The sequence below is a fragment of the Mesobacillus persicus genome, assembly GCF_900109925.1.
GTDB lineage: Bacteria > Bacillota > Bacilli > Bacillales > Cytobacillaceae > Mesobacillus_B > Mesobacillus_B persicus.
On the sequence record NZ_FOBW01000010.1, the window covers coordinates 83,797 to 106,407 of the forward strand.

The 22,611-nt window shown below is 40.6% G+C and carries 22 protein-coding genes and 1 riboswitch; of the genes, 6 read left to right on the plus strand and 16 right to left on the minus strand.

The annotated features are described in order from the left end of the window. Positions 1-134: 134 nt before the first annotated feature. A riboswitch (Lysine riboswitch) is annotated at positions 135-315 on the minus strand. A 52-nt stretch (positions 316-367) separates the two neighbouring features. Then, positions 368-1,132, minus strand: coding sequence for a TatD family hydrolase (locus BMX30_RS14580; protein ID WP_090747113.1), 765 nt, complete (start codon positions 1,130-1,132; stop codon positions 368-370). Positions 1,133-1,222: 90 nt separating this feature from the next. Between BMX30_RS14580 and BMX30_RS14585 the strand changes: the two genes are divergently transcribed. The 3 genes from BMX30_RS14585 to BMX30_RS14595 all read left to right on the plus strand — a co-directional run bounded on the left by BMX30_RS14585 (position 1,223) and on the right by BMX30_RS14595 (position 4,618). Continuing rightward, positions 1,223-3,283 (plus strand): peptidoglycan D,D-transpeptidase FtsI family protein, encoded by a 2,061-nt coding sequence (locus BMX30_RS14585; RefSeq protein ID WP_090747117.1) that lies wholly within the window; start codon positions 1,223-1,225, stop codon positions 3,281-3,283. Positions 3,284-3,382: 99 nt separating this feature from the next. After that, a complete protein-coding gene (locus BMX30_RS14590) occupies positions 3,383-3,757 on the plus strand; it encodes a DUF2500 domain-containing protein (protein ID WP_244532606.1) in 375 nt (124 codons plus the stop codon). A 63-nt stretch (positions 3,758-3,820) separates the two neighbouring features. Further along, a complete protein-coding gene (locus tag BMX30_RS14595) occupies positions 3,821-4,618 on the plus strand; it encodes a Cof-type HAD-IIB family hydrolase (RefSeq protein WP_090747120.1) in 798 nt (265 codons plus the stop codon). Positions 4,619-4,684: 66 nt separating this feature from the next. Here the strand turns inward: BMX30_RS14595 and BMX30_RS14600 are convergent, their stop codons facing one another. The 9 genes from BMX30_RS14600 to BMX30_RS14640 all read right to left on the minus strand — a co-directional run bounded on the left by BMX30_RS14600 (position 4,685) and on the right by BMX30_RS14640 (position 14,242). Then, positions 4,685-5,212, minus strand: a complete 528-nt coding sequence (locus tag BMX30_RS14600; protein WP_170843900.1) for a phosphotransferase-like protein — start codon at positions 5,210-5,212, stop codon at positions 4,685-4,687. A 130-nt stretch (positions 5,213-5,342) separates the two neighbouring features. Beyond that, positions 5,343-6,512: a phenylacetate--CoA ligase family protein gene (locus BMX30_RS14605; RefSeq protein WP_090747125.1), complete on the minus strand. Its 1,170-nt coding sequence runs from the start codon at positions 6,510-6,512 to the stop codon at positions 5,343-5,345. After that, on the minus strand, positions 6,512-7,300 hold the full coding sequence (locus BMX30_RS14610; RefSeq protein ID WP_090747128.1) for an ABC transporter ATP-binding protein: 789 nt from the start codon (positions 7,298-7,300) through the stop codon (positions 6,512-6,514). The genes BMX30_RS14605 and BMX30_RS14610 overlap by 1 nt, the downstream gene beginning before the upstream one ends. Positions 7,301-7,364: 64 nt before the next feature. Next, positions 7,365-8,561 (minus strand): ABC transporter substrate-binding protein, encoded by a 1,197-nt coding sequence (locus BMX30_RS14615; RefSeq protein ID WP_090747131.1) that lies wholly within the window; start codon positions 8,559-8,561, stop codon positions 7,365-7,367. Positions 8,562-8,642: 81 nt separating this feature from the next. Beyond that, the gene (locus BMX30_RS14620) at positions 8,643-9,704 is read right to left on the minus strand and encodes a branched-chain amino acid ABC transporter permease (protein ID WP_090747134.1); all 1,062 of its coding nucleotides are present in this window, start codon (positions 9,702-9,704) and stop codon (positions 8,643-8,645) included. Positions 9,705-9,708: 4 nt separating this feature from the next. Beyond that, positions 9,709-10,593 (minus strand): branched-chain amino acid ABC transporter permease, encoded by an 885-nt coding sequence (locus BMX30_RS14625; protein ID WP_090747137.1) that lies wholly within the window; start codon positions 10,591-10,593, stop codon positions 9,709-9,711. After that, positions 10,593-12,509, minus strand: coding sequence for an AMP-binding protein (locus BMX30_RS14630; RefSeq protein ID WP_090747425.1), 1,917 nt, complete (start codon positions 12,507-12,509; stop codon positions 10,593-10,595). Before BMX30_RS14630 ends, BMX30_RS14625 begins: the two co-directional genes overlap by 1 nt. Before the next feature lie 36 nt (positions 12,510-12,545). Beyond that, a complete protein-coding gene (locus BMX30_RS14635) occupies positions 12,546-13,316 on the minus strand; it encodes an ABC transporter ATP-binding protein (RefSeq protein WP_090747140.1) in 771 nt (256 codons plus the stop codon). Positions 13,317-13,645: 329 nt separating this feature from the next. Continuing rightward, positions 13,646-14,242 carry a class I SAM-dependent methyltransferase gene (locus tag BMX30_RS14640; protein WP_090747143.1) on the minus strand — a complete coding sequence of 199 codons (597 nt, stop codon included), beginning with the start codon at positions 14,240-14,242 and terminating at the stop codon, positions 13,646-13,648. A 380-nt stretch (positions 14,243-14,622) separates the two neighbouring features. Between BMX30_RS14640 and BMX30_RS24205 the strand changes: the two genes are divergently transcribed. Next, positions 14,623-14,745 carry a hypothetical protein gene (locus tag BMX30_RS24205; protein WP_342028077.1) on the plus strand — a complete coding sequence of 41 codons (123 nt, stop codon included), beginning with the start codon at positions 14,623-14,625 and terminating at the stop codon, positions 14,743-14,745. 52 nt (positions 14,746-14,797) lie between these two features. Here the strand turns inward: BMX30_RS24205 and BMX30_RS14650 are convergent, their stop codons facing one another. Together BMX30_RS14650 and BMX30_RS14655 are read right to left on the minus strand one after the other, a co-directional pair. Further along, the gene (locus BMX30_RS14650) at positions 14,798-14,980 is read right to left on the minus strand and encodes a hypothetical protein (protein ID WP_090747146.1); all 183 of its coding nucleotides are present in this window, start codon (positions 14,978-14,980) and stop codon (positions 14,798-14,800) included. A 152-nt stretch (positions 14,981-15,132) separates the two neighbouring features. Next, on the minus strand, positions 15,133-16,110 hold the full coding sequence (locus tag BMX30_RS14655) for a ring-cleaving dioxygenase (protein ID WP_090747149.1): 978 nt from the start codon (positions 16,108-16,110) through the stop codon (positions 15,133-15,135). Positions 16,111-16,348: 238 nt separating this feature from the next. Between BMX30_RS14655 and BMX30_RS14660 the strand changes: the two genes are divergently transcribed. Next, positions 16,349-16,912 (plus strand): GNAT family N-acetyltransferase, encoded by a 564-nt coding sequence (locus BMX30_RS14660; protein ID WP_244532607.1) that lies wholly within the window; start codon positions 16,349-16,351, stop codon positions 16,910-16,912. A gap of 163 nt (positions 16,913-17,075) precedes the next feature. Here the strand turns inward: BMX30_RS14660 and nadE are convergent, their stop codons facing one another. After that, complete coding sequence (gene nadE, locus BMX30_RS14665; protein WP_090747152.1) at positions 17,076-17,897, minus strand: ammonia-dependent NAD(+) synthetase; 822 nt, start codon at positions 17,895-17,897, stop codon at positions 17,076-17,078. A 232-nt stretch (positions 17,898-18,129) separates the two neighbouring features. On the opposite strand from nadE, the gene BMX30_RS14670 reads away from it, so the two are divergent. Continuing rightward, a complete protein-coding gene (locus tag BMX30_RS14670) occupies positions 18,130-18,651 on the plus strand; it encodes a MerR family transcriptional regulator (protein ID WP_090747155.1) in 522 nt (173 codons plus the stop codon). Positions 18,652-18,746: 95 nt separating this feature from the next. On the opposite strand, the gene BMX30_RS14675 is transcribed toward BMX30_RS14670, so the two are convergent. From BMX30_RS14675 to BMX30_RS14685, 3 genes are all read right to left on the minus strand, one after another. Next, positions 18,747-19,772 carry a potassium channel family protein gene (locus BMX30_RS14675; RefSeq protein ID WP_090747158.1) on the minus strand — a complete coding sequence of 342 codons (1,026 nt, stop codon included), beginning with the start codon at positions 19,770-19,772 and terminating at the stop codon, positions 18,747-18,749. Positions 19,773-20,141: 369 nt separating this feature from the next. After that, positions 20,142-20,624, minus strand: coding sequence for a ribonuclease H-like YkuK family protein (locus BMX30_RS14680; protein WP_090747430.1), 483 nt, complete (start codon positions 20,622-20,624; stop codon positions 20,142-20,144). Positions 20,625-20,806: 182 nt separating this feature from the next. Further along, positions 20,807-22,354 carry an acyl-CoA carboxylase subunit beta gene (locus tag BMX30_RS14685; RefSeq protein ID WP_090747160.1) on the minus strand — a complete coding sequence of 516 codons (1,548 nt, stop codon included), beginning with the start codon at positions 22,352-22,354 and terminating at the stop codon, positions 20,807-20,809. Positions 22,355-22,611 lie beyond the last annotated feature (257 nt).

Sequence of the window (22,611 nt, forward strand, 5' to 3'; positions counted from 1 at the left end):
TTTTTTGAAGGGGGGAACTTACCATGATGAGAAATGCTAGATTTATCTATAGCGCTCTTTTCAAGCAAAATAAAAAAGAGCAACGATAGAGAAAAATCTATCGTTGCTCTTTGTAAGCAACTAGTTTCTCCATCACGATCTGTAGCTCCTCATTATGAGGGAATCCTCATAATGACAGTGTTACTCTTATTCAAAGTAACCCCAGCAATTAACTTTAGACAAGTTTAATTACTTCGGCAGTATTTCCTTTTAACTGTGGTCATTGTTGTCATCCTCACACAGTCTACTCTTAAATCCTGCACCTCTACCCCATCGGAATGATAAGGTGAATATTTAATTTTCTATATCAATATACCAAATTCAGACCTTATTTGACAACATAAAAATCATTTGTATTCAAAAAAATTTGCTCATAAACATTATCAAGAAGATAACGTTTAATGCTTGAAATTTCAGTCATTATCCCATGTATCATTGCCGGTCTAGTTCTCTTCCCTGCAAACGGTCCCTCGAAGGGCCATGGTCCATCCGTTTCTAGCATTATTTTATTCAATGGATAATATTGAACAAGCTTTTTAATTTCACTTTCGTAAACAACATCAGGTGTAACCGAAATAAAATAACCATTTGCCGCTAATCTTTCAACGATTTTATCATCACCCTTAAACCAGTGAAAATGGGCTTTCTCAATTGTATGTTTTTCAAGTAAATCACATACAATATGGGCATCATCATAGACGGCGTGTAGAGCGATAGGCTTACCTAATTGTTTTGCTAATACAATGAAGGCTTCTAAGTATTCGATGTATTGATCGTAGGACTGAAGTAACTTCCCTTTCCTACGCAAATAATATGGAAGACCTACTTCACCGATCGCAACCGCTTTTTCTTTGTTCGTCTTAATCCATGAAAATAATTCTTGCATACCCTCTTCTGTGGGAAGTTCTTGTTCGGGGTGGAAACCAAATGCTGGCCGTACTGTTGGGTAGCGTTGTGATAATGCCGCATTTTGTTCACAGGATTTTAAGTCATTTGAAACAGCAACAAGTGCTGCGGCGTCTGTGATAATTTCACTTATTTCAGCTTCAGGATATTTATCCAAATGTATATGGGCATCAATTACTTTCCGCAAAACAGGTCCCTCCAGCATCATTCTAATTATATTCTAGTAAATCATATACTAAGCTGATACGTCCGGGAAAGGGCTACAGGAGGTGCACTTATGACTAAGGAAAAATCCCCTATCTCCATGAGAATCAATATGTTATTCTTTCTTGTTTTCCTCCTCTTTTCCCTGCTTATTTTAAGACTAGGAATTGTCCAAATCGTTCATGGTGAAGATTATCAACGGGAAATTGATAGGAAAGATGATATAACAGTAAATAATCCCGTGCCCCGTGGTCGTATCGTGGATCGAAATCTTGCAATTATCGTCGATAATGAAGCAAGAAAAGCGATTACCTATACAAATGAGGGACATAATCAAGAAGAAAAGCTTCGTATAGCCGAAAATCTTGCGAAACTAATTGATAAAAAAACGGACCGAGTGCGTTTAAGAGATAAAAAGGATTTTTGGATAATGAAAAATCCAAAACTGGCAGACAAGCTGATTACCAACCAGGAAAAAATATTAGTTAAACAAAAGAAACTCAGCCAACAAGAGCTATATAGACTTAAATTAGAAAGAATTACAGAAACAGATTTAAATCAATTGAGTGAGGAGGATTTAGAGGTATTAGCCATTTTTCGTTTACTAAACCTTGGTTCTAAATTTTCTCCGCAAATTGTAAAAAATGAAGAAGTCACACCTGAGGAATTTGCCTTGGTAAGCGAACATCTCGAAGACCTACCTGGCATTAATACAACAATCGACTGGGAACGTTCTTATCGGTTTGACCATACGCTTAGGACTGTATTAGGATCTGTTAGCTCCTCTGAAGAAGGACTTCCAGCTGATCAACTAAATGATTTCCTATCACGTGGATATACAATGAATGATCGTGTTGGTAAAAGCTACTTGGAAAGCCAATATGAAGATGTCCTCCACGGAAGAGAAGAAAAAGTCGTTCATATAACAGATAAAAAAGGACACTTAATTAGCACAGAAGTCAAGGATGAAGGAAACCGTGGAAAGGATTTGATTCTTTCCATAGATATGGAATTGCAACAGAAGGTTGATCAAATTATTGAAAAAGAACTTTGGGCGGCCAAGAATAGTCCCGGTACCAAACTGCTTGACCGGGCCTATGTAGTATTAATGGATCCATTTACTGGGGAAGTATTAAGTATGTCCGGAAGAAGATTGGTCAAGGACGAAAAAACAGGCGAACGAAAAATGATTGATGATGCACTCGGGACAATCACCACAACCTATAGTGTTGGTTCTGCGGTCAAGGGTGCTACCATTTTAACTGGTTACAAAACGGGCGCAATTAAGCCTAATACTTATTTTGACGATAAGGGCCTTAAAATCAAAGCTACCCCATTAAAGGCTTCTTATGCTTACCTCGGATTCCTAAATGAAGTAGATGCCTTAAAGAAGTCGTCAAATGTGTATATGTTTCACACTGCGATAAAGATTGGGAATGGTCAGTATGAATATAATAAACCTTTAAACCTAGAATCTGCTGCATTTGAAACGATTCGAAATTCATTTGCCTCATTTGGACTTGGGGTGAGAACAGGGATCGACCTTCCAAACGAACAGTCTGGCTATAAAGGAGCTAGCAGACTTCCAGGCTATGCATTAGACCTTGTTATTGGTCAGTATGATACCTATTCGACCATGCAACTCGCTCAATATGTATCAGCAATTGCAAACGGTGGTTATAGGATGCAACCGAGAGTGGTCAAGGAAATCTTTGAGCCAGAAACTTCTCAAGAACAAATTGGAACTATTTACCATGAGTTTGAGCCGAATGTATTAAATACGATTGATGTAAAGGAAGAATGGTTAAACCGTGTCCAACTTGGCTTTAAAAAAGCATTGACGGAAGCTGGTGGTACCGGGGTTAACTTCTTTGGTGATGCCCCCTACTCACCAGCAGGGAAAACAGGAACAGCTGAGGCTTTTTATGACGGGCCATTAAGAGGCAATTATGGAAAAGTCCCACCAGAGGTACTCAACCTAAGCCTGGTTGCATATGCTCCCTATAAAAATCCTGAGGTTGCGATGGCTGTTGTTGTCCCTTGGGCTTACCAAGGTAAAAAAGATCACAAAGCTAATTTGAAAATTGGTCGAAAGGTAATGGATGCCTATTTTCAACACAGCAGAAATCGATGAGGTTGCCGTAGCATTTATACTGCAGCCTCATTTTTTTGTTCTATCTTGAAACTTCCGAATATTTATAATCGTATAATATAATTAGAGAGGAGTGTTATCATGGATCCAATGAATACAGGGAATTTCTTGTTCCAGTTTGGACCAATTTTTATTGGGATTGTTTTTATAATTGTAATTGGTGGAATTATCTTTTCCATTGTCAAAGGAGTTGGCCAATGGCAGAAAAATAATAACTCCCCACGTCTCACCGTCTATGCAGTAGTTACCTCAAAGCGGACCCATGTTTCCCGAAGAGCTAGCAACGAGCACCATCATACCCATACATCATATTATGTAACTTTTGAATTTGAGAGTGGGGACCGCTTAGAACTCAAGCTGTCGGGAACCGACTACGGTCAATTATCAGAAGGAGATAAAGGATTCCTTGCCTTTCAAGGCACAAGGTATCTTGGATTTGAGCGGGAATCTAACTAACGATACTGAAGCTTTTCTGTTATAGTAATAGTTGAAATAGCAGGAAAGGAATTAAAACATACAATGAAATGTTTTTCAATTGATCTTGATGGGACATTATTAAATTCACAGCATGAAATCTCGGAGGAAAACTTAAAGACTTTAAGTGACTTGCAAGCACAAGGGCATTGCCTTATTTTAAACACTGGGAGGGCTTATGCGGACGTTAAGAAAATTAAAGCCATCCAAGAGATGAAACTCCCCATCTTTTGTGTGAATGGGTCTGTTTTATTCTCCGAAAACGGAGAGTTATTATACGAAGCAACGATTCCGATCCCCGTATATAAGGACCTATTTTCGTTTCTAAAAGAAATGGGCGTAGGAATTCTCGTCTATACAAATGACGGTGGGTTCCCTTCTACCTTGCCTCCATTACATCATAAAAGCAAGGAAGAGCTTGATGCCATTTTCACGCAGTTCAACTATGATGCAATTCTTGAAAAAGAGGAGCTCAAAATCTATAAACTCATTGCGCTTGTTCACATTGATCAACTAGCACGGATTGATGAAGTAAAAAAATCCTTATTCGGCAAATTCGATCTTACAATGGCTTCCTCCTTTCCCAATAATATCGAAATTACCTCAGGGGAAGCTCATAAAGGCAAGGCATTAATCCGCTACCAGCAAATGATGAATCAAAAATTCGAAGAGATTATTGCCTTTGGAGACGGTGGCAATGACCTTGGCCAATTCGAGGTTGCAGACATTGCCGTCGCGATGGGCAATGCTCCTCGTCACATCCAACAAGCAGCCAACATCGTCACAAAATCAAATGATGAAGATGGATTTTCCTATGCAGTCCGCCATCTGTTAAATTCTTAAAATCCAAAAACTGGATGGCGCCTGGCACCATCCAGTTTTTGGTTAATCCACTCATTCACATGAATCCTATAAAAAGCTATTCCTTACATGGTTAGAATCTAAATACTTTTTGACTATTTGATCTGCACAAGCTTCCAAACTTTCCATACTAGTATTTACTTCAATATCATAGGGTTCTTTTTGCTGATGCACATATTTCAGTTGTGTTGTTGCCAGACCTAAGTACCGATCACCTCGTTCCTTCTCTCTTCGTTCTAACTCATCTTGTGAGCAATGAACTCCTACGAAGAAAACCGGATACCCTTTGAGTGCAGTGAGACAATCTTGTAGGGTTTCGTCATTATGTAAAATTTGATCGACAACTACGTTAATACCTGAATCAGAAAACATTCGGATTGTTCGATGAAAATAGTACTCTGTCGACACTGGAATTAACCTTTGATTTTCACGGTCCTCCATTCGCTCAATCACTAAATCAAAATCATCAATGCTATAGTGAAAATGATCAGGAAGCTTATTCACCAACACTTTCGATAAAGAAGATTTCCCAGAACTTGATACCCCATTTAATAAAATAATTCTTCCCTGTGCCATCTTCGGCCTCCATATTCCATTGAATACTAGTAGAATACGCCAAAGCATCTCTTTATGGCAATAGAACTTTTCAATAAAAAAACATTACCATCTTTAACTCCCTAGACGATAAAAAAGGCGAAAAACGCCTTTAGTTTGCTTGGTGATAGGAACGTTGATCTATTAAACGCTTCTCCTCTTTGTTTAAGCTCCCCGGTGCGACCTTTTTTACCACAGGGGTAACACGAATAGTCTCTTGCAGCTTCTTAACTAAGTTAGGGTTTACCTTCTGGTCGGATTCAATCGATATTTCAAGGATGTCTTGTTCACGATCCTTGATAACAATTGCTTGAAAATGGGGATACCCTTCTTGCTCTAAAACTTGCGCAAGCTGCTTTTCTCGAACAAACATCCCTTTTACCTTTACCCCATCGCTTACACGTCCAAGGATGCCTTTTATCCGTTTTCCTTCATGACCTTCAACCCACGCTGATAAATCCCCAGTGCCAAACCGGATTAGTGGGTAGCTTTTATCAAAAAGGGTGACCACAATTTCACCTTCACCGGAATCAACTTCCCTGCCAGTCAATGGGTCACAAATCTGTACAATGGCGGAACTCGTCAACTTTAATCCTTGACCTTCTTTGTCTTCGAATGCAAGGCATCCGCAATCCGCGGTACCGTACCCCTCATAAACTACAATTCCATTTTCCTCACATTTAGTTCTCATCGTAGGGGTGAGCATTTCCGCTGTGAAAAACGCTTTTTTAATCGAAAGGTCCCTTTCAACAGACCATCCTTTTTCTTCAATCGCGTCAAGTAAAATAGAGAAAAAGCTCGGTGTACCCACATACCCTGTTACTCCTAAATCCTTCATAACTTGAATTTGTAATTCCCGATTTCCTGTTCCGGCCGGAATAACGGTAGCTCCTATTTGCCTTAGTGCAGAGTCAAACATAAAGCCTGCAGGTGAGAGATGATAAGAAAAAGTGTTTTGAACAATGTCTTTTTCCGTTATTCCTGCAGTACGAAGAGCCTCTGCGAACCTCCAAAAATCATTCTCATGGGTTTGTGGGTCATAGATGGGACCAGGGGACATAAAAATTCGGGCCATTTCCTTTGAATCTATTGTAGTTAAGTTGGCAAATGGTCCATTATCCGCCTGTAACTCAGGTAACCGGTCTTTTTTCAGCACCGGAATTTTCACAAGGTCCCCCACTGTCAAGATATCAGATGGCCGAATCTCTGCCTGATCCATGTGGTTTTTGAAGCCACTCGCATGATCGTATCCGTACTGAATGATTTCACGTAAACGATCCATTATAACCACCGCTTCCTTCTTTTGTAGGATTTAATATTTTTATAGCTTTTCCTTCCCTTCTCACCCATTCCTAGGTAAAATTCGCGGACATCCTGATTGGATAGTAGCTTATCTACGGTCCCGTCCATGACAATTCTGCCGTTCTCCATGATGTATCCGTAGTCAGCGATTGATAGAGCAATATTGGCATTTTGTTCAACGACAAGGATAGTGGTCCCTTCTTCTTCATTAATTTTTTTAATAATAGCAAAGATCTCTTTTACTAAAAGCGGAGCCAAACCAAGCGAAGGCTCATCTAAAAGTAGTACCTTTGGTTTTGCCATGATTCCGCGACCAATCGCGAGCATTTGCTGTTCCCCGCCAGACAAATAACCCGCTTGGCGAGACTTAAGCATTTCTAACTTTGGAAAATAGTGATAAACCTTTTGGATATCTTGTTTGATGTTTTTCCGATCTTTCCTTGTATGAGCACCCGCCATTAAATTTTCCTCCACGGATAAATGCTCAAACACTCTTCTCCCTTCCATGCACTGAAAAATGCCCTTTTTTACAATCGCTTCCGCGTCACTGACTTCAATCCGTTCTCCGTCCATTTCAATAAACCCGTCGGTCACCTCACCATTCTCACTCTTTAATAAACCTGAGATGGCTTTCAAGGTTGTCGTTTTTCCCGCTCCGTTGCTTCCCAATAAAGCGACGATTTTGCCCTGTGGTACCTCCATTGACATTCCTTTTAAAACTAAAATTACCCGGTCATACATGACTTCAACATTGTTAATAGTTAGCAATCGAGTCCCCCCTTTATTTACTTAAAGAAAGGCGATCCAACTTTCGACCGCCTCCTATGCCCACTTAGTACCCGATATACTCTGTGAATATTTCAAACTTCCCGTCTTTTACTTCTGCAAGTCGGATTTGATTCGTCCCAGCATGATTGTCTGAACTAAAGGAAACTGGCGCCGCCAATCCACCTAAATCAAGATTGTTCAGCTTTTCTAGACCACCCCGAATCCCTTCACCTGTCGTTGGATCATCCGCGAGCTTCATTCCTTCGATCATAATTTTCGCGGATACCCAGCCTTGGATGAACTTTTGGTCTTTTTCTTCTAATTTTTCACCTTTAGTTTCTAAATACGCCTTGATTTCATCCATTCCTGGCAGATCCTCATATGGAAATGCATGCGTCACTACGCCGATAAAGCCTTCTGCCGCATCGCCAGCGATTGGGATTAACCCCTCTCCAGTCGCCCAGTTTAAGCCAATGAATTGTGTATCGATTCCAAGTTTTTTCGCATCCTTTAAAATCGTTGCCGTTGCTCCCCATGTTTGCTGAATAATCGCGTAGTCAGGGTTTTTCTTTTCCATATTTAATAACTGTGAAGTCGCATCAAGAGCCTGTAGGTCCACCACTTGTTCATCGACCACTTCAATGCCATTTTCCTCCGCGAATTTTTTGGCATCTTCAATTGGGGATTTTCCAAAGGCGGTGTCATTATAAAGGAAAGCGATAGTTGGTGACCCTCCGCTGTGATTATCCTTAATCCATTTAATCGCCGATCTCGCTTGGTCAGAATACGTTGCCGCCGCTAAGAAGTTATATGGACTCTCTTCAATGTTTTTAAGATTTTCAGAATAAGAGCCAGAGATATAAGGAAGTTTATCTGCTGCAATTTGCTGACGGAGGGCTTCGGTATCCCCTGTTCCCCAGCCTAAGATCGCAGAAACTTTGTCTTTTGATTTTAATTTTTGATACATTTTCTGCGCTTCTGGAATTTTATAAGCATAATCGTCGCCAATAATCTCGACATTGTACCCGTTAATCAATTCCCCTTTTAATGAGTCAAAATAAGCCTCTGCCCCTTCAGCATAAGGTGTCCCAACATCGCCTGTGCCACCAGTCAGGTCGAAGATGCCGCCGAATTTAACGGTGCCTTTTGCCCCTCCAGAACTCTTTTCATCCCCTGATCCCTTCTCATCGCCACCGGAACAAGCTGCTAGGACCCCAACTACCAACAAGATTGCTAGAAAACCAGACCATACCTTTCTCATACTTTTCCCCCTTGTTATGTTTTTCTTTTAAAATAAATTATCCATTGAAGCAATTTCAGATTGAAATTACTAACAATCTAGCTAATAAGAAAACGGCCACAGTTTAAAATAGTCTTTAATGTTTTTCCAGATCTTCGCCAACCCTTGTGGCTCGTAAATGAGGAACAGGATAATCACTAGACCAAAGGCGACTTCTTTTAAACCGATTAAGACTGCTGAAAGTTCTGGAAAGACTCCGCTTAATAACTCAACCCCTGCCCGCAGCACGACTGGGAGCAAGGTAATAAACACCGCTCCATAGATGGAACCAAACACACTTCCCAGTCCCCCGACGAGAATGATTGCCAAATACTCAATTGAAACAGTAATGCTATACATTTCCGGACTCACAATCATTGTGTAATGTCCTAGTAAGGCGCCCGCAATGCCGATAAAAAACGAACTGACCACAAACGCTAATACCTTGTATTTAAACAAATCAATCCCCATAACTTCTGCGGCAATATCACGGTCACGAACCGCAATAAATGCCCTACCAACACGTGAGCGAAATAGATTTAGCGTAAAAATGGTCGTCAACACCAGGATGGTGAACATGAGATAGTAATAGCTTCGCTCACTGTAAAAAGCAAAATTGCCGATTTCAGGCCGAGATAACACGAGCCCCGCGGTCCCGCCTGTAACCGCATCCCACCTCGAAATGATAAACAAAATGATTACCTGAGCAGCTAATGTGGCAATCGCTAAGTACAGGCCTTTTAACCTCAAAGAAGGCAGACCAAACAATCCACCGACGATGGCTGTAATAATCCCAGCCATGGGCATCGCAAGCCAAAAGCTCAAGCCCAGCTTGGCCGTCAGAATCGCCGAGGTATATCCACCTACGCCAAGAAAAGCGCCAACACCAATTGAAATCTGCCCTGTGAAGCCGGTTAAAATATTGAGGCCAATCGCCCCAATCGCGGCAATGCCACAAAGGGTCGCGAGCCCAATCAAATAGTCGGAGGAAATGAGCGGCAAGAGAGCAAATACAGCAATTAATAGAAACACTCGCCACCTGACACGGGCAATTTTCCAAATCCTCATGTCTTGCTTATAATTCACATGGAATTCACCACAGTCCATTACAAAGGGATTCTTCATGCCGCTACACCCTCTCGATTTCTTTTTTACCAAACAGTCCGTAAGGCTTGAACATTAGAATAAATACAAGGATCACGAACGGCATCACCTCTTTTAAGCCCCCGCCAACCAAAGGATCTAAGTAGCCGCCAGTCATACTCTCTATTACGCCAATGATGAGGCCACCAATAATCGCACCTGGAATGCTATCAAGTCCACCGAGAATGGCGACTGGCAACACCTTCAGGCCAATCGCAGAAAGGGAGGCATTAACACCATTGATATTCCCGAGCAGGACGCCACCGACCGCGGAAACAATCGCGGCAATCGCCCATGCAACCGCAAAGATCGCTTTTACACTAATCCCCATCGACATCGCTGCTTGCTGGTCATCTGCTGTGGCTCGCATCGCAATGCCCATTTTTGAATACTTGAAAAATAGGGTAAAAATAAGAAGCATGATGATGACAATTAAAAGCGACCATAAATAAACAGGGGCGATGACGATTTCACCTAAACGAACCGGCTGGTCCGAAAAAATCTGCGGGAAAACCCGCGTCTCATGGCCCCAAATGATATGGACGATTCCCGCCAGGACGCTCGATAACCCGATTGTCGCCATGATCATTGAAATCACCGGTTCCCCAATAAACGGTCTAAGCACAATCCTTTCAATGGCGAACCCAAGAACTGCGCTAAACAGGAGCGCGATTAACAGAGCTGCGATAAAGGGAATATTGTACGAGGTGATAAGCGTCAAACAGACATACGTACCAATCAGCAAGAACTCCCCTTGAGCAAAGTTGATGGCATCACTAGATTTATAGATTAGAACAAAGCCAAGCGCGACAAGGGCGTAGACACTGCCAACCACAAGCCCTGTTACAAGCATTTGTAAAAAAAAGTCCATTATGCCGCCCCCTCCCCTTCTTCCATAAAAATCACCTGAAGTGTCGTTTGGATGGTTTGCTCTGCTCCATCCCGGTATTTTATTTTTCCAAACACTTCAATCTGTTCATCTTCAGAGTACATACCTTCAATTAAATCCTCGTATTTCTTGGCGACGAACTGACGGCGGACCTTTTTGGTTCTGGTCAATTCTTCGTCATCTGCATCAAGTTCCTTGTACAATAGGACAAACTTTTTGATTTTAGCCTTATCAGGTAAAGATTGGTTGATTTCGTTAACCTGCTTTTGAATCAACTCAAGCACCTCAGGTTTCGAGGATAAGTCTGTATAGGTGGTATAACTGACCTGGTTTTTTTCGGCCCAGCGCCCGACATTTTTCATATCAATATTAATAATGCCAACCACATACGGACGATCTTTCCCAATGGCCACAGCTTCCTGAATATAAGAGCTGAACTTTAACTTATTTTCAATAAACTGCGGGGAATACATTTCGCCCGATTGTAGGCGGATAACATCTTTTACACGGTCGATGACATAGAGATGGCCTTCTTCATCCAGTCTTCCGGCATCTCCCGTATGGAGCCATCCTGATTGAATCGTGTCTTTCGTCGATTTTTCATTTTTATAATAACCAGCACACACGCTAGAACTTTTAATTAAAATCTCTCCTGTTTCAGAGATTTTCACTTCTGTACCAGGCAATGGAAGCCCGACGCTATCAAATTTAATATCCCCATCGCGGTGAACAATCGATATCCCCGAAACTTCCGTCTGGCCGTAGATGCTTTTAACATTGACCCCAATACTATGAAAAAATTCAAATACATCAGGACCAAGTGGCGCACCACCTGTATAGGCACGTTTGATTTGGGCTAACCCGAGGTGATCGCGAATCGCACTGAAGAGGAGGTAGTCTGCGAGTTTATATTGCAGCTTTGTTGTCAATGGAATCGGTCTGTTGGTAAAATGAGCTTCCGCTATCTTTTTACCAATCGGTTTGCTCCATTCATAGACTTTTCTTTTCAACCAACCAGCATCCTGAATTTTTACCTGGAATCTTGAAACCATATCTTCATAGATTCTTGGCGGCGAGAACATGACTTGCGGTCCAATTTCACGCAAATTTTCTAAAACCGTTGTCGGTTCTTCTGGGAAGTTGATGGTCATTCCGTTATAAAGCCCCATGGCAATCGACATCATTTGTTCGCCAATCCAGGCTAATGGCAGGAAGGATAAGTATTCATCCTTCTCCGAAAGTGGGTCAATACTTGATAGATTTTTCGCCATGTCGAGCAAATTTTTATAAGAGAGCATCGTTCCTTTTGGATTTCCTGTCGTTCCTGAGGTATACGAGAAGATGGCAATGTCATCACTTTGTCCTTTTTCTACCTCGCGTTGGAAATAATCAGGGTCCAGCTTCTCTTGTTCTCTCCCTAAATCTAGTACCTCTTCAAACGCTAGAAGAAAGGATTCATCGTATGCCCTCATTCCGCGAGGGTCGTAGTAGATGATGGATTTTACATGAGGTATTTCAGATTTGATTTCTAATAGTTTATCTACTTGCTCTTGATCCTCTGCGACAACGATGCTTGCCTCACAATCATTTAGGATATAGCTAAGCTCATTTGTTAGCGACTCTTGATAGATTCCAACCGAAATCCCACCTAAACTTTGAGCGGCCATTTCGCTAATGACCCATTCAGGCCGGTTATCGCCAATAATCCCGAGCTTATCTCCGCGTACTAGCCCGAGCTTAGCCAGTCCGAGACTAAAGAATTTTACCTTGTGTAGATATTCCTCATAGGTAACTTCATTCCAAATCCCAAAGTCCTTTTCTCGTAACGCAACCTTCTCCCCAGAATGCCTCGCCCATTCTATTAAAAGTTGAGGAAACGTATTTTGCTCCTTAGACATCATCATATCCCTCCATTCATACGAAATCGATGTAGGTTAAACTGTGTTTTCTTCTCCCAGGTACGCTTCAATAACTTTTTGATTATTCTGAATTTCATTCGGAGTCCCATAGCCAATTAATTTTCCAAAATCAAGGACTGCAATATGATCGGACAGGTCCATCACGACCCCCATATCATGTTCAATTAACACAATCGTGGTCTGCATTTCTTCATGGATATCAATGATATAACGAGCCATATCCTCTTTTTCCTCAGTATTCATTCCCGCCATGGGCTCATCTAATAGTAGTAAATCCGGCTCAAGCGACAGAGCTCTTCCCACTTCGACCCGTTTTTGGAGACCATAAGATAAAGTCCCAACCGGAGTATTTCGGATGTGTTCAATTTCTAGGAAATCAATTACCTGCTCGACCTTTTCACGGTGCTCGATCTCTTCTCGCTGCGCTTTCCCAAAAAAGACTCCACCGGCTAAAACCCCCGTCTTCATGCGGACATGTCGCCCAAGCATCAGGTTGTCTAAAACAGACAAATGAGGAAAAAGTTCAATATTTTGAAATGCCCTCGCAATCCCTAAACTAGCTCGTTTATACGGCTTCAAATTTGTGATAGGAGAATCCTTAAATTGGATTGAGCCTTCATTCGGACGGTACAACCCGCTGATACAATTCAACATACTCGTCTTCCCCGCACCGTTTGGCCCAATTAACGAAAAAATCTCCCCTTCCTTCACCTCATACGACACATCATCTAAAGCAACCACTCCCCCAAACCTAAGAGTGAGATTTTTAACTTCTAGAATTCCCACAACTCGTCCCCCTTACCTCCTATATAAAAGCGCTTACATTTTTGTAAAAAAACAATTCTCTACTAGTTTCAAGTGCATAGCTTTTCTCACTTTTCAAACTTATGCCGGAATCCATTTTGATATTCCTTTAAAGTTTTAGATCTTCAATTATACAAATAAAACCATCCTAGTACTTTTAATAGGCGGCTATCGTATTCCATTAAACTCAAATCTTATCTAGCCAAAAAACATTTATATATGTAGGTGCTTAATGCCATCTAAAAAAACAACTCCGTCTGGACAAACGGAGTTGTTTCCTTTTGGTTCTATGTATGATATCCCTTACAGACTTACTTCCTTAGGATTCCCTGGATTACGTGAGCCATTCCGGTGTGTAGGATTCCTTCTTCCCGATTTTGTTCGCCGTAGAAAAAATGCTTTACCTCAAATCCTTTGCTCCATTCTAACAAATGTTGCGGATTATAAAGCATATCTTCCGTTTTTGGACCTCCTGTTTGATAGCGAAGCTGTTCCTCCGAATACACTTCAAATAATACCAGGCCACCTGGCTTTACAGTTGAAAGCAATTTATCGAATACCGTTTTTTGGTTTTCTTTCGGGAAATGTCCAAACACCATAATACCTACGTCAAACTCCTCAGTAATAACTTGATCGTGAATTAAGTCTTTTTGCTCTGTTTCTACTCTAACATTGTATTGGTTCGCCAGTTGTTCTGTTTTCTTTAAGCCGTTTACTGAATAATCCCAAGCGGTCACATCATGCCCCTGCTTTGCAAGAAAAACAGCGTTTCTGCCCTCTCCTTCTGCAAACGCTACTACCTTTTTCTTTCCTTCTAATAGGCTCACTTGTGATTCAATAAAGGCATTCGGCTTTTCCCCATAAACAAAAACATCTGATCCGAATCGTTCGTCCCAATGGTTTCCCATACACACACCTTCTTATATTTTTTTTACTATAAATCTAAATCTAGGCTAAATATCATTATAACCTCTCAAGAAGAGAAAATTCGCATGCAACGTATCGAATAAAATGGAAAGGATAGCCTAACTTGTATAATTGAACTAGATTAAAGGACAAATAAAATTTAATAGTATGGAGGTACTAGTTGATGGCAGAACTCACTTCAATTGAACAGGTTGAACAATTTATTAAGGATAATGAACTTAGTTTTATTTATGTGTTAACTGACAGCTGAAGTGTTTGTCACGGTTTGCTTCCTCAGGTTGAGGATGTTCTTAAAGATTTCCCACGAATCAAAATAGGGGTTATTAATGGCGAAACAGTTCCCGAAATAGCAGGATACTTAATGGCTTTTACAGTACCTGTCCTTGTCTTATATTTTGACGGGAAAGAGGTGTTAAGAGAAGCACGAATGGTACATATGGAAAAGTTTCATGAAAAAATTACGAGGATTTACGACTCCATCTAATTTATATAAAAAACCTTCACAACATGTGAAGGTTTTTTGTCTTATAAACGACTTAATGCATACCTTTCCATTCGCCTTGGTTTTTAGATGATTTTTTTCTCTTTTCTTTTTCCTTATGTGCTCGGTTAGCGGCCGCACTTCCAAATTCTTTGGAGAATTCCGAATCCGTTTTTGCTGCGTCGAAACCTTGTTTATTCTTTTGGTCTGCATCATTTTTCTTCGTTCGCTTTGCCATGTGTATCCCTCCTTCAATGTTTATTATGGGAGGTAAAAAAAGAATTATTCTCAATGTTTTTTGTTGCATAGTGGATAGTTTTTAGATGATGTTCTTTTAAATTTATGGCAAAAACTTAAAACAAGGGCTTCAAACAAAATAGGTCTTCTTTGTTAGTCTTTTGTATCTAATGGCTCTAGTCTTGCTTCAATTTCTTCCCGCTGGTCTTCAAAATAGGGTGGTAATGCAAGGCGTTCGCCGAGATGCTCAAAATCTTCATCTCCCTCAAAGCCAGGTCCATCGGTCGCGAGTTCAAATAGAATGCCATTCGGCTCGCGGAAATAGAGAGAGCGGAAATAATACCTTTCTACAAATCCCGTATTGGGAATGCGATTTTGTTTTAGGAGCGTTACCCACTTTCGTAATTCCTCTTCGCTCTCCACACGAAAAGCTACATGATGGACACTCCCTCGACCTGCACGTTCCCGCGGAAGATCTGCACGCACTAACACATGAAGTTCAGCACCATTGCCTCCTTCTCCTGTTTCAAATACCATTACCTCACCATCACTACCAGAGAGACCATATTTTCCGCTTTCACGATAACCTAACAGCTGTGTCAAGATCTGTTTAGTAGGTGCAAGATTAGCAACTGTCAACATGACCGGACCAAGTCCAATTATTCCATGCTCTTGTGGAACCGGGCTATTTGCCCAGGGCCTTCCACCTGATACACCAGTGTTCTTTTCATCAGAAATCAAAGCAAGTCGTTGTTCTTCAAAATCCCTGAAAAATAATGCCTTTCGCCCATTCATTTTAGTAATTTCATCATGATCCACCTTAAATTCTTTAAAGCGGTCTTTCCAATAATCGAGTGACTCATCCGTCGGGACCCTTAAAGTTGTTAGCGAAATACTATTAGTACCTGGATACGTTCGCCCAGCATTTCGAATCTCAAAGAAAGTCAAATCCGTACCAGGGTTCCCCCTCTCGTCAGCATAAAACAGATGATACATCGAGGTTTCATCTTGATTGACGGTTTTCTTCACTAGCCTCATCCCAAGAAGCTTCGTATAAAAATCATAATTTTTCGTTGCACTTTTAGTAATTGCTGATACATGATGCTGTCCTTTTAATGGTTTTAACTCCACTATACTACCCCCTTTAATTTTCGGCTTCGTTTCATTGTAATTGTTACACTCTAGCTTTTCCAACAGCATGTTTTTAACTTATTACATTTATTTAAATATCGTCCACTAGTAGTTGTTTTAAATGAAGATTTTGTGAAATATTTATCAAAATTGCAGAATCGAATCCGTTTTATGTAAAAATATAGAAGTAGACATGTAAATGGTTTATCCCTCATTTCCTGAATTGGAGGTGCATGATATGCACATGCAAAAGCCGTTAAAGGGGAGCTTGGTGGTGTTAGATAATATTACAGAAGAGGATCTGCCTGAGTTATGGGAAATCATCTATGATACAGAGCATCCGGAATGGAGGAAATGGGATTCTCCCTATGTTACCTTGCACCCAATGGATTACGAAAAGTTTCATGATCAAATGCTCAATTTAATAAAGCATAAGCTCGATAAGCAGTTCCTAATAAAGGCAAACGACGAAATTATCGGCATCATCTTTTACGATTGGGAGCATGAATCATCAAATTCATTAGAAGTTGGTTTAACCATTTACCGCCACGAATACCTAAATAGAGGATATGAATTAGACACCTTGAAGACTTGGGTTGATTACTTATTTGACAACTTTCCGATTCCGCGGATTGGATTAACTACCTGGTCAGGAAATGAACGTCTGCTTTCAATTGGAAAGGAGTTAGGAATGATGGTCGAAGGTCGCATTCGTAAAAGCCGCCTTTACCGTGGGAGATATTATGATAGTGTGAAGCTTGGCATATTGAGGGAAGAATGGGAAGAACAGCAGCATCAATAAAAATTCCAGCCTATTTTTTTAGATAGGCTGGAATTTATTAAAGCTTATTTACAAAGTATATTGATACGACTCGAAATCAACCTTCTCAATATAAACATCATCCTTTAAAACAAACGCCTCCTAGATGATTAGGAGGCAGTAATCAGTTGGTTCTTTTTCGGTTTTACTCTTTCCACCAATCATCAAAAATGGTAGCAGGCAATTGACGTTTATGTTCAGTAGCTAGGTACCGCTTCTCAATCTTTTCAGCCACTTCAGATGCAACTTTTTTCCCTTCAAGATAATCGTCAAGTGCATCATAGGAGATGCCAAGTTCGGTTTCATCTGCTTGGCCAGGCTTTTGATCTAATAAATCAGCCGTTGGAACCTTTAAATATATTCTCTCCTCTGCCCCAAGTTCCTGCAACAATGCTCTTCCTTGGCGTTTACTCAAGCCAGAAAGTGGGAGAATGTCAGCTCCACCATCCCCATACTTGGTATAGAATCCAGTTACAGCTTCTGCCGCATGATCCGTACCGATCACAAGTAGGCCTTCTTCACCGCCAATTGCGTATTGGGCGATCATTCTCATTCTAGCTTTAACATTACCTTTTTGATAATCACTTAACGGTGTGTCCGCCATTTCGTCATATTCTGCTTTTGTCGCATCAACGGCTTCTTTGATATTAAAGACGTATTCTTTGTCCGCTTTAATAAAATCAAGCGCAGCCTGCGCATCGTCTTCATCTTTTTGTACACCATATGGTAAACGGACGGCAATAAATTTGGCGTTATACCCATCCCCTCTAGCATCCTCAACCGCTAATTGGGCAAGCCTTCCCGCCAAACTTGAGTCCTGTCCACCACTGATTCCTAGAACAAAGCCCTTCGCTCCTGATTTTTTTAGGTAATCCTTCAAAAAACCAATCCGATCTTTCACTTCCTGTTTTGCATCAATCTCTGGTTTCACGTTCAATGCTTCAACTATCTTCTTTTGTATGCTCATCGTATCCACCTCTTATTTAACATAGTAAAAGTGTAATACTTTCTAGCTGTAGTTTCAAATTGTTGAGAATCTCTCTCATAAATACAACATTTTTCCATTGGTGTTATTCGACACAGATGACGCAAAATCCCCAGGAAATTCGCTATCTTTGACGAACCGAAACTTGTTTTGTCAGATAGAAAGGATTCTGTTTTTAAGCATCGAATGTAAGTAGTATCGGGGAGGGATTCGTATGAATACAAATGCAGTTGCAAAGTTACTTGGTGTTTCACCGAGCACCATCCAGCGCTGGGTGAAACATGCCAATCTAACGATGAATCGTAATGAGCTGGGTCATTATGTTTTTAATGAAGATGACATTGAAGTGATGAAGAAAATCCAAGAACAGATCAATAATGGAGTCCTCCTACAAGATATAGCTGCGGCAGCAAAGAAGACAAGACAAGCAACAATAAAAAAAGAAACTCGGCAACCTGATTATGGAAGTCTAGTAACGAAAATCAAAGAGTTGGAAATGAAATTAGACCGAAAAGCAGATGAGCATGTTTCTTACCAACTGCTCCAACATCGGAGAGAAATCGAAGAGCTCCATAATAAAATCGAAGTATTAACGGAGAAAATTGAGCTGTTAGAAGGCAAAACAGCCAAAGAGGAACATAACCCTGAAGAAATGGTTGCAGCTACCGCCGAGGAAAATAAGATATTTAAAAGATTAAAAAAGAAAAACTTTATTAGTTCATTATTCGGTTTTTAACAAAAAGCACATTCGAAAAATGTGCTTTTTATTTGGAAACAGATGAATTCCTTATAAGTTAGCTAGGATATAAGGAACCATAGTTAATGATTTTATCATTTAATTTTTTTATAGGTTAGTTCATCACAAATAACAAACATTTTCGCGTTGTTTGAGATTTTTTCATTTGAGCGTCGGGCTAGATCTAAATGACTACCATCGGATATTAGTGTGGCACCCTGTTCAAAGAGTTCCATTGCAGCATCCTTATAAGTAATCCAATGAGGTTTTTTCTCTATCTCGTAAAGATTTTCTCCTTCTGTCTTACTTAACAACTGCTCAAACAACTTACTTGAACCATGATGAATGGCCGCTTGCGCCATTAACCGAGAAAGGGAATCACTCGAAAGAATGAATTCATCTACATTCGCGTGCTCGAATAAAACCATATGTCGTTCCTTCTTGATTTCCACTACCGAGTAGATGTTCCGGTTGTGTTTTTTTGAAAGATGCTCCACTTGTGATGCAATTAATAGTGTTTTGCCATCGGCGTATTCCGCATGTTGATTTCCTTCACCTGAAAATATCGCAACAGATTTTGCCTCAAGAATATTTGCCTGCATCAGCACCTCTTCATCAGCAGGGTTCCCACTGACAAAATGAACCTTATTATGTTCAATCGGAGAACGGTCTGCATGGTCGATGACAACAACATCACCATTTTGATTGCTAAGGAGGATTTCTTCGAGAATACTTCCCAACTTATCTCTTGAAGAGCCTATCAGAATGTAATGATTTTTCCCGTCATATTTCAATTTCCCTGCCTCCTTCAACCTTCTGTATAATGTAAAGCTTTCAAAAATCTTACCGACAAGAATCCCCATTGCACCAATCCCGAATGTGTAAATCAGTGTCATCGTAAAAATCTGTCCGAAAGCTGTTTTGGGATATAAGTCTCCGTAACCGACTGTAACAAGCGTTGTCATCGTCCACCAAAGTGCATCAATGTAACTTGGGAATGTTTCTGGTTCAATTGTTCTCATTAAAATACTGCTTAAAATAATTAAAAAAACAGCAATTCCTGAAGCCTGCCATAGGCTTATATTAATTAATTTCGAAAGAATTCGGTGTAAGATTCCCATGTTTACTCCTCTCTTTCCGTATTCTTTTTCCGATTCTCATATGTAAATACCCATTCTTTCTATTATACCGCTTTTAATGCTCATTTTAAATCTCACGATAAATATCGTCTTTATAACAGAGCTATAAAAAAGGCCGATATATAACCAGGAGAGGTCTCACCTTTTCCATTGCTCCTGCGGGACACTGATTAACATCCACGCACGAGAAAAGTACAGTTCATTTTCTAGGAGCCAAGCGCCTTCCACTTCAATCATCGGTTAATAAAATATAGACGACCCTTTAACAAAGCCTAAAAAAAGAACGGCAGTAAAAACACCGTTCCAAATAGTACGTATTTTATTTGGATTATCCCCTTTACCTAACCAATATCACTTCGTAAACTTATTTGCATAACTGGAGGCAACAAACGCTTCTGGTTTGATCTTTGGCTCGACACCAATGGACTCAAGTCTTGATACCATTTCTTGAACAAAAATTCTTGTTTTATTTCTTTGTCCTGCACCAATATCTAGATGTCCCTCCATTGTAAAGGTAGCTCCTTTATAAATAAATGGGAGAACGACATCAATCATCTTGTTCTTGCGTTCCTCTGTAAACATGTAGACTACTTCCTCTGTAAGCGAGGTTTCATAACTAATTCGTTCATGTAATTGAAGCATTTTTCGAGGAATAATCGTTTTCTTTATACAGGCCCAGGCTCCCTTTCCTTCGTTTTGAATGACAATCCCCGTAATAAAAACAGTCCTGTCCACATGGACTTGAGAATCTGTCCCAACCATTAACCGATAATTTCCGTTAGGCTTCCGTTTCATAAACTTTAAGATTCTCTCAAAAACTACTTCAAACGTCATGTACCGTTCTTGTAAATTTTGAAAAACATGTTTTTGTTCTAGAGGTCCCACCCGTTATCACCCACAATATATGGGATAGTAAAGGTTTCAGAACACACCTTTATATCCTTAGATACTATTAGTATATTGAGGGACTAGTGGGATGTTGTCTCTTTTTCTAAAGTTTTAGATGGACACGCACATTAAATTCCAGTTGGCCAAGTTGACAGTAGACGCTCCCCTTTTTCTCGTTTAGAGGTTAATAGGTATTCAAGGGACTGGCATAAAAACTTTCGAGTATCGGCAGGTTCAATGACATCATCAATTAAATGTTTGGCTGCCGCTTTATAAGGTGAACTGTCAAATGACCAATGCTTGAGAAGCTCTTGCCTCATTTCTTTCGGATTTTCAGCACGTGCGAGCTCTCGACCGAACACGACATTCACACCAACCTCAGGACCAGTAAAATTGATCTCAGCGGTTGGCCAAGCGACAACTAAGTCACCACCCATTCCCGGTCCTGACATATTGCCATATGCAGCACCAATACTTTTCCGAATAACCACTGAGATCTTAGGCACAGTTGATAAGGCTAGTGCTTGATTCCAAACCATAATTTTTGTTGGCATTTTTGCCTTCTCTGCATCTGAGCTGATCCTAAATCCAGGCGTGTCATGGAGAAAAACTAAAGGAATATGATAAGAGTCACAAAGGCAAATGAATTCGGTTGCCTTTTGACATTCTTGAGGACCAGGAGCCCCGGCGAATTGGTTCGGTTGGTTCGCAATAATCCCCACCGTATGCCCATTTAAATGAGCAAAAGCTGTAATTAAGCCTTTCCCAAACTTCGGCTGAACCTCAAAAATCTTCCCATCATCAACGAGGACACCGATGATTTTCTTCATATCGTAGACTCGATTTCTCTGCTGGGGAAGAATATCTAATACTTCCTCAACCCTTCGGTATGGATCATCACTTGTTCCTCTCATCTTTGGGCGTTCATCCGCATTTTGGGGCATATAGTCAAAATACTCTTTAAGCTGATCAATACATTCTTCTTCTGTGACCCCATCTTGGTCAATCTGACCAGTATTCTTATTATGAACATCTACCCCACCCAGTTCTTCTGGAGGTATTTTTTGACCATTAGCAAGCTCAAGCATCCTCGGTCCTGCAATGGCCATACAAGTTCCATGGAGCTGGGTAACAAAATCGGAGGAAACCGCCATCCATGTTGGGCCACCAAAGCTATCACCCAAAATCGCTGTCATTGTCGGAACTTTTCGATGATGAGTTAACATTTCCGGCGGAAACAATTTGTCACTGATTCCATCAGAACCCATTCCATCCGGCATCCGTAAGCCACCACCTTCGTGTAAAAAGAACATAGGCAGTCCATTCCGGATTGCAAAATCATGAACCATCCGAGATTTTCGAATGTGAACATTTCCCTCTGTGGCAGCAAAAACAGTTTTATCCCCAGCCTGTACAACAGCTGGTCGCCCATTTACCTTACATACACCAGCCACTAAACCGTCCCCATAGCTTTTGTTTTCCGTACCACTAACATCTGAGGTGTTTAGCATTCCGAGTTCCATAAATGTGTCGGAATCAGCTAGTTTTTCAATTCGCTCACGGGCTGTCAGGAAACCGCGTTCATGTTGATTTTGAATTTTTTCTACTCCGCCTCCAAGACGAGCTGATGCTTTTCGTTCTTGCAGGTCCTCTACTTGCCTTCTAATCGTATCCATAGTACCCTCCTAAAACATTTTCTACCAACATCCCAACCAGTTAGTATAATGAGTTCATAAAACTGCATTGGGTGTCTGTGTCCACACAATGAATCAAACCGGTTTACAACTATGGTGTGGATGATATTCAAAATTTTCAGAATTAACCTTATGTTTTATCATAATACTTTTGAAAGCGTTTAACAAATATTTTAATAGTTTACTCTGTTCTCATTTGGTTATCTGTTAAGTGCAATCTTTTCAATCAATTGTTAGAA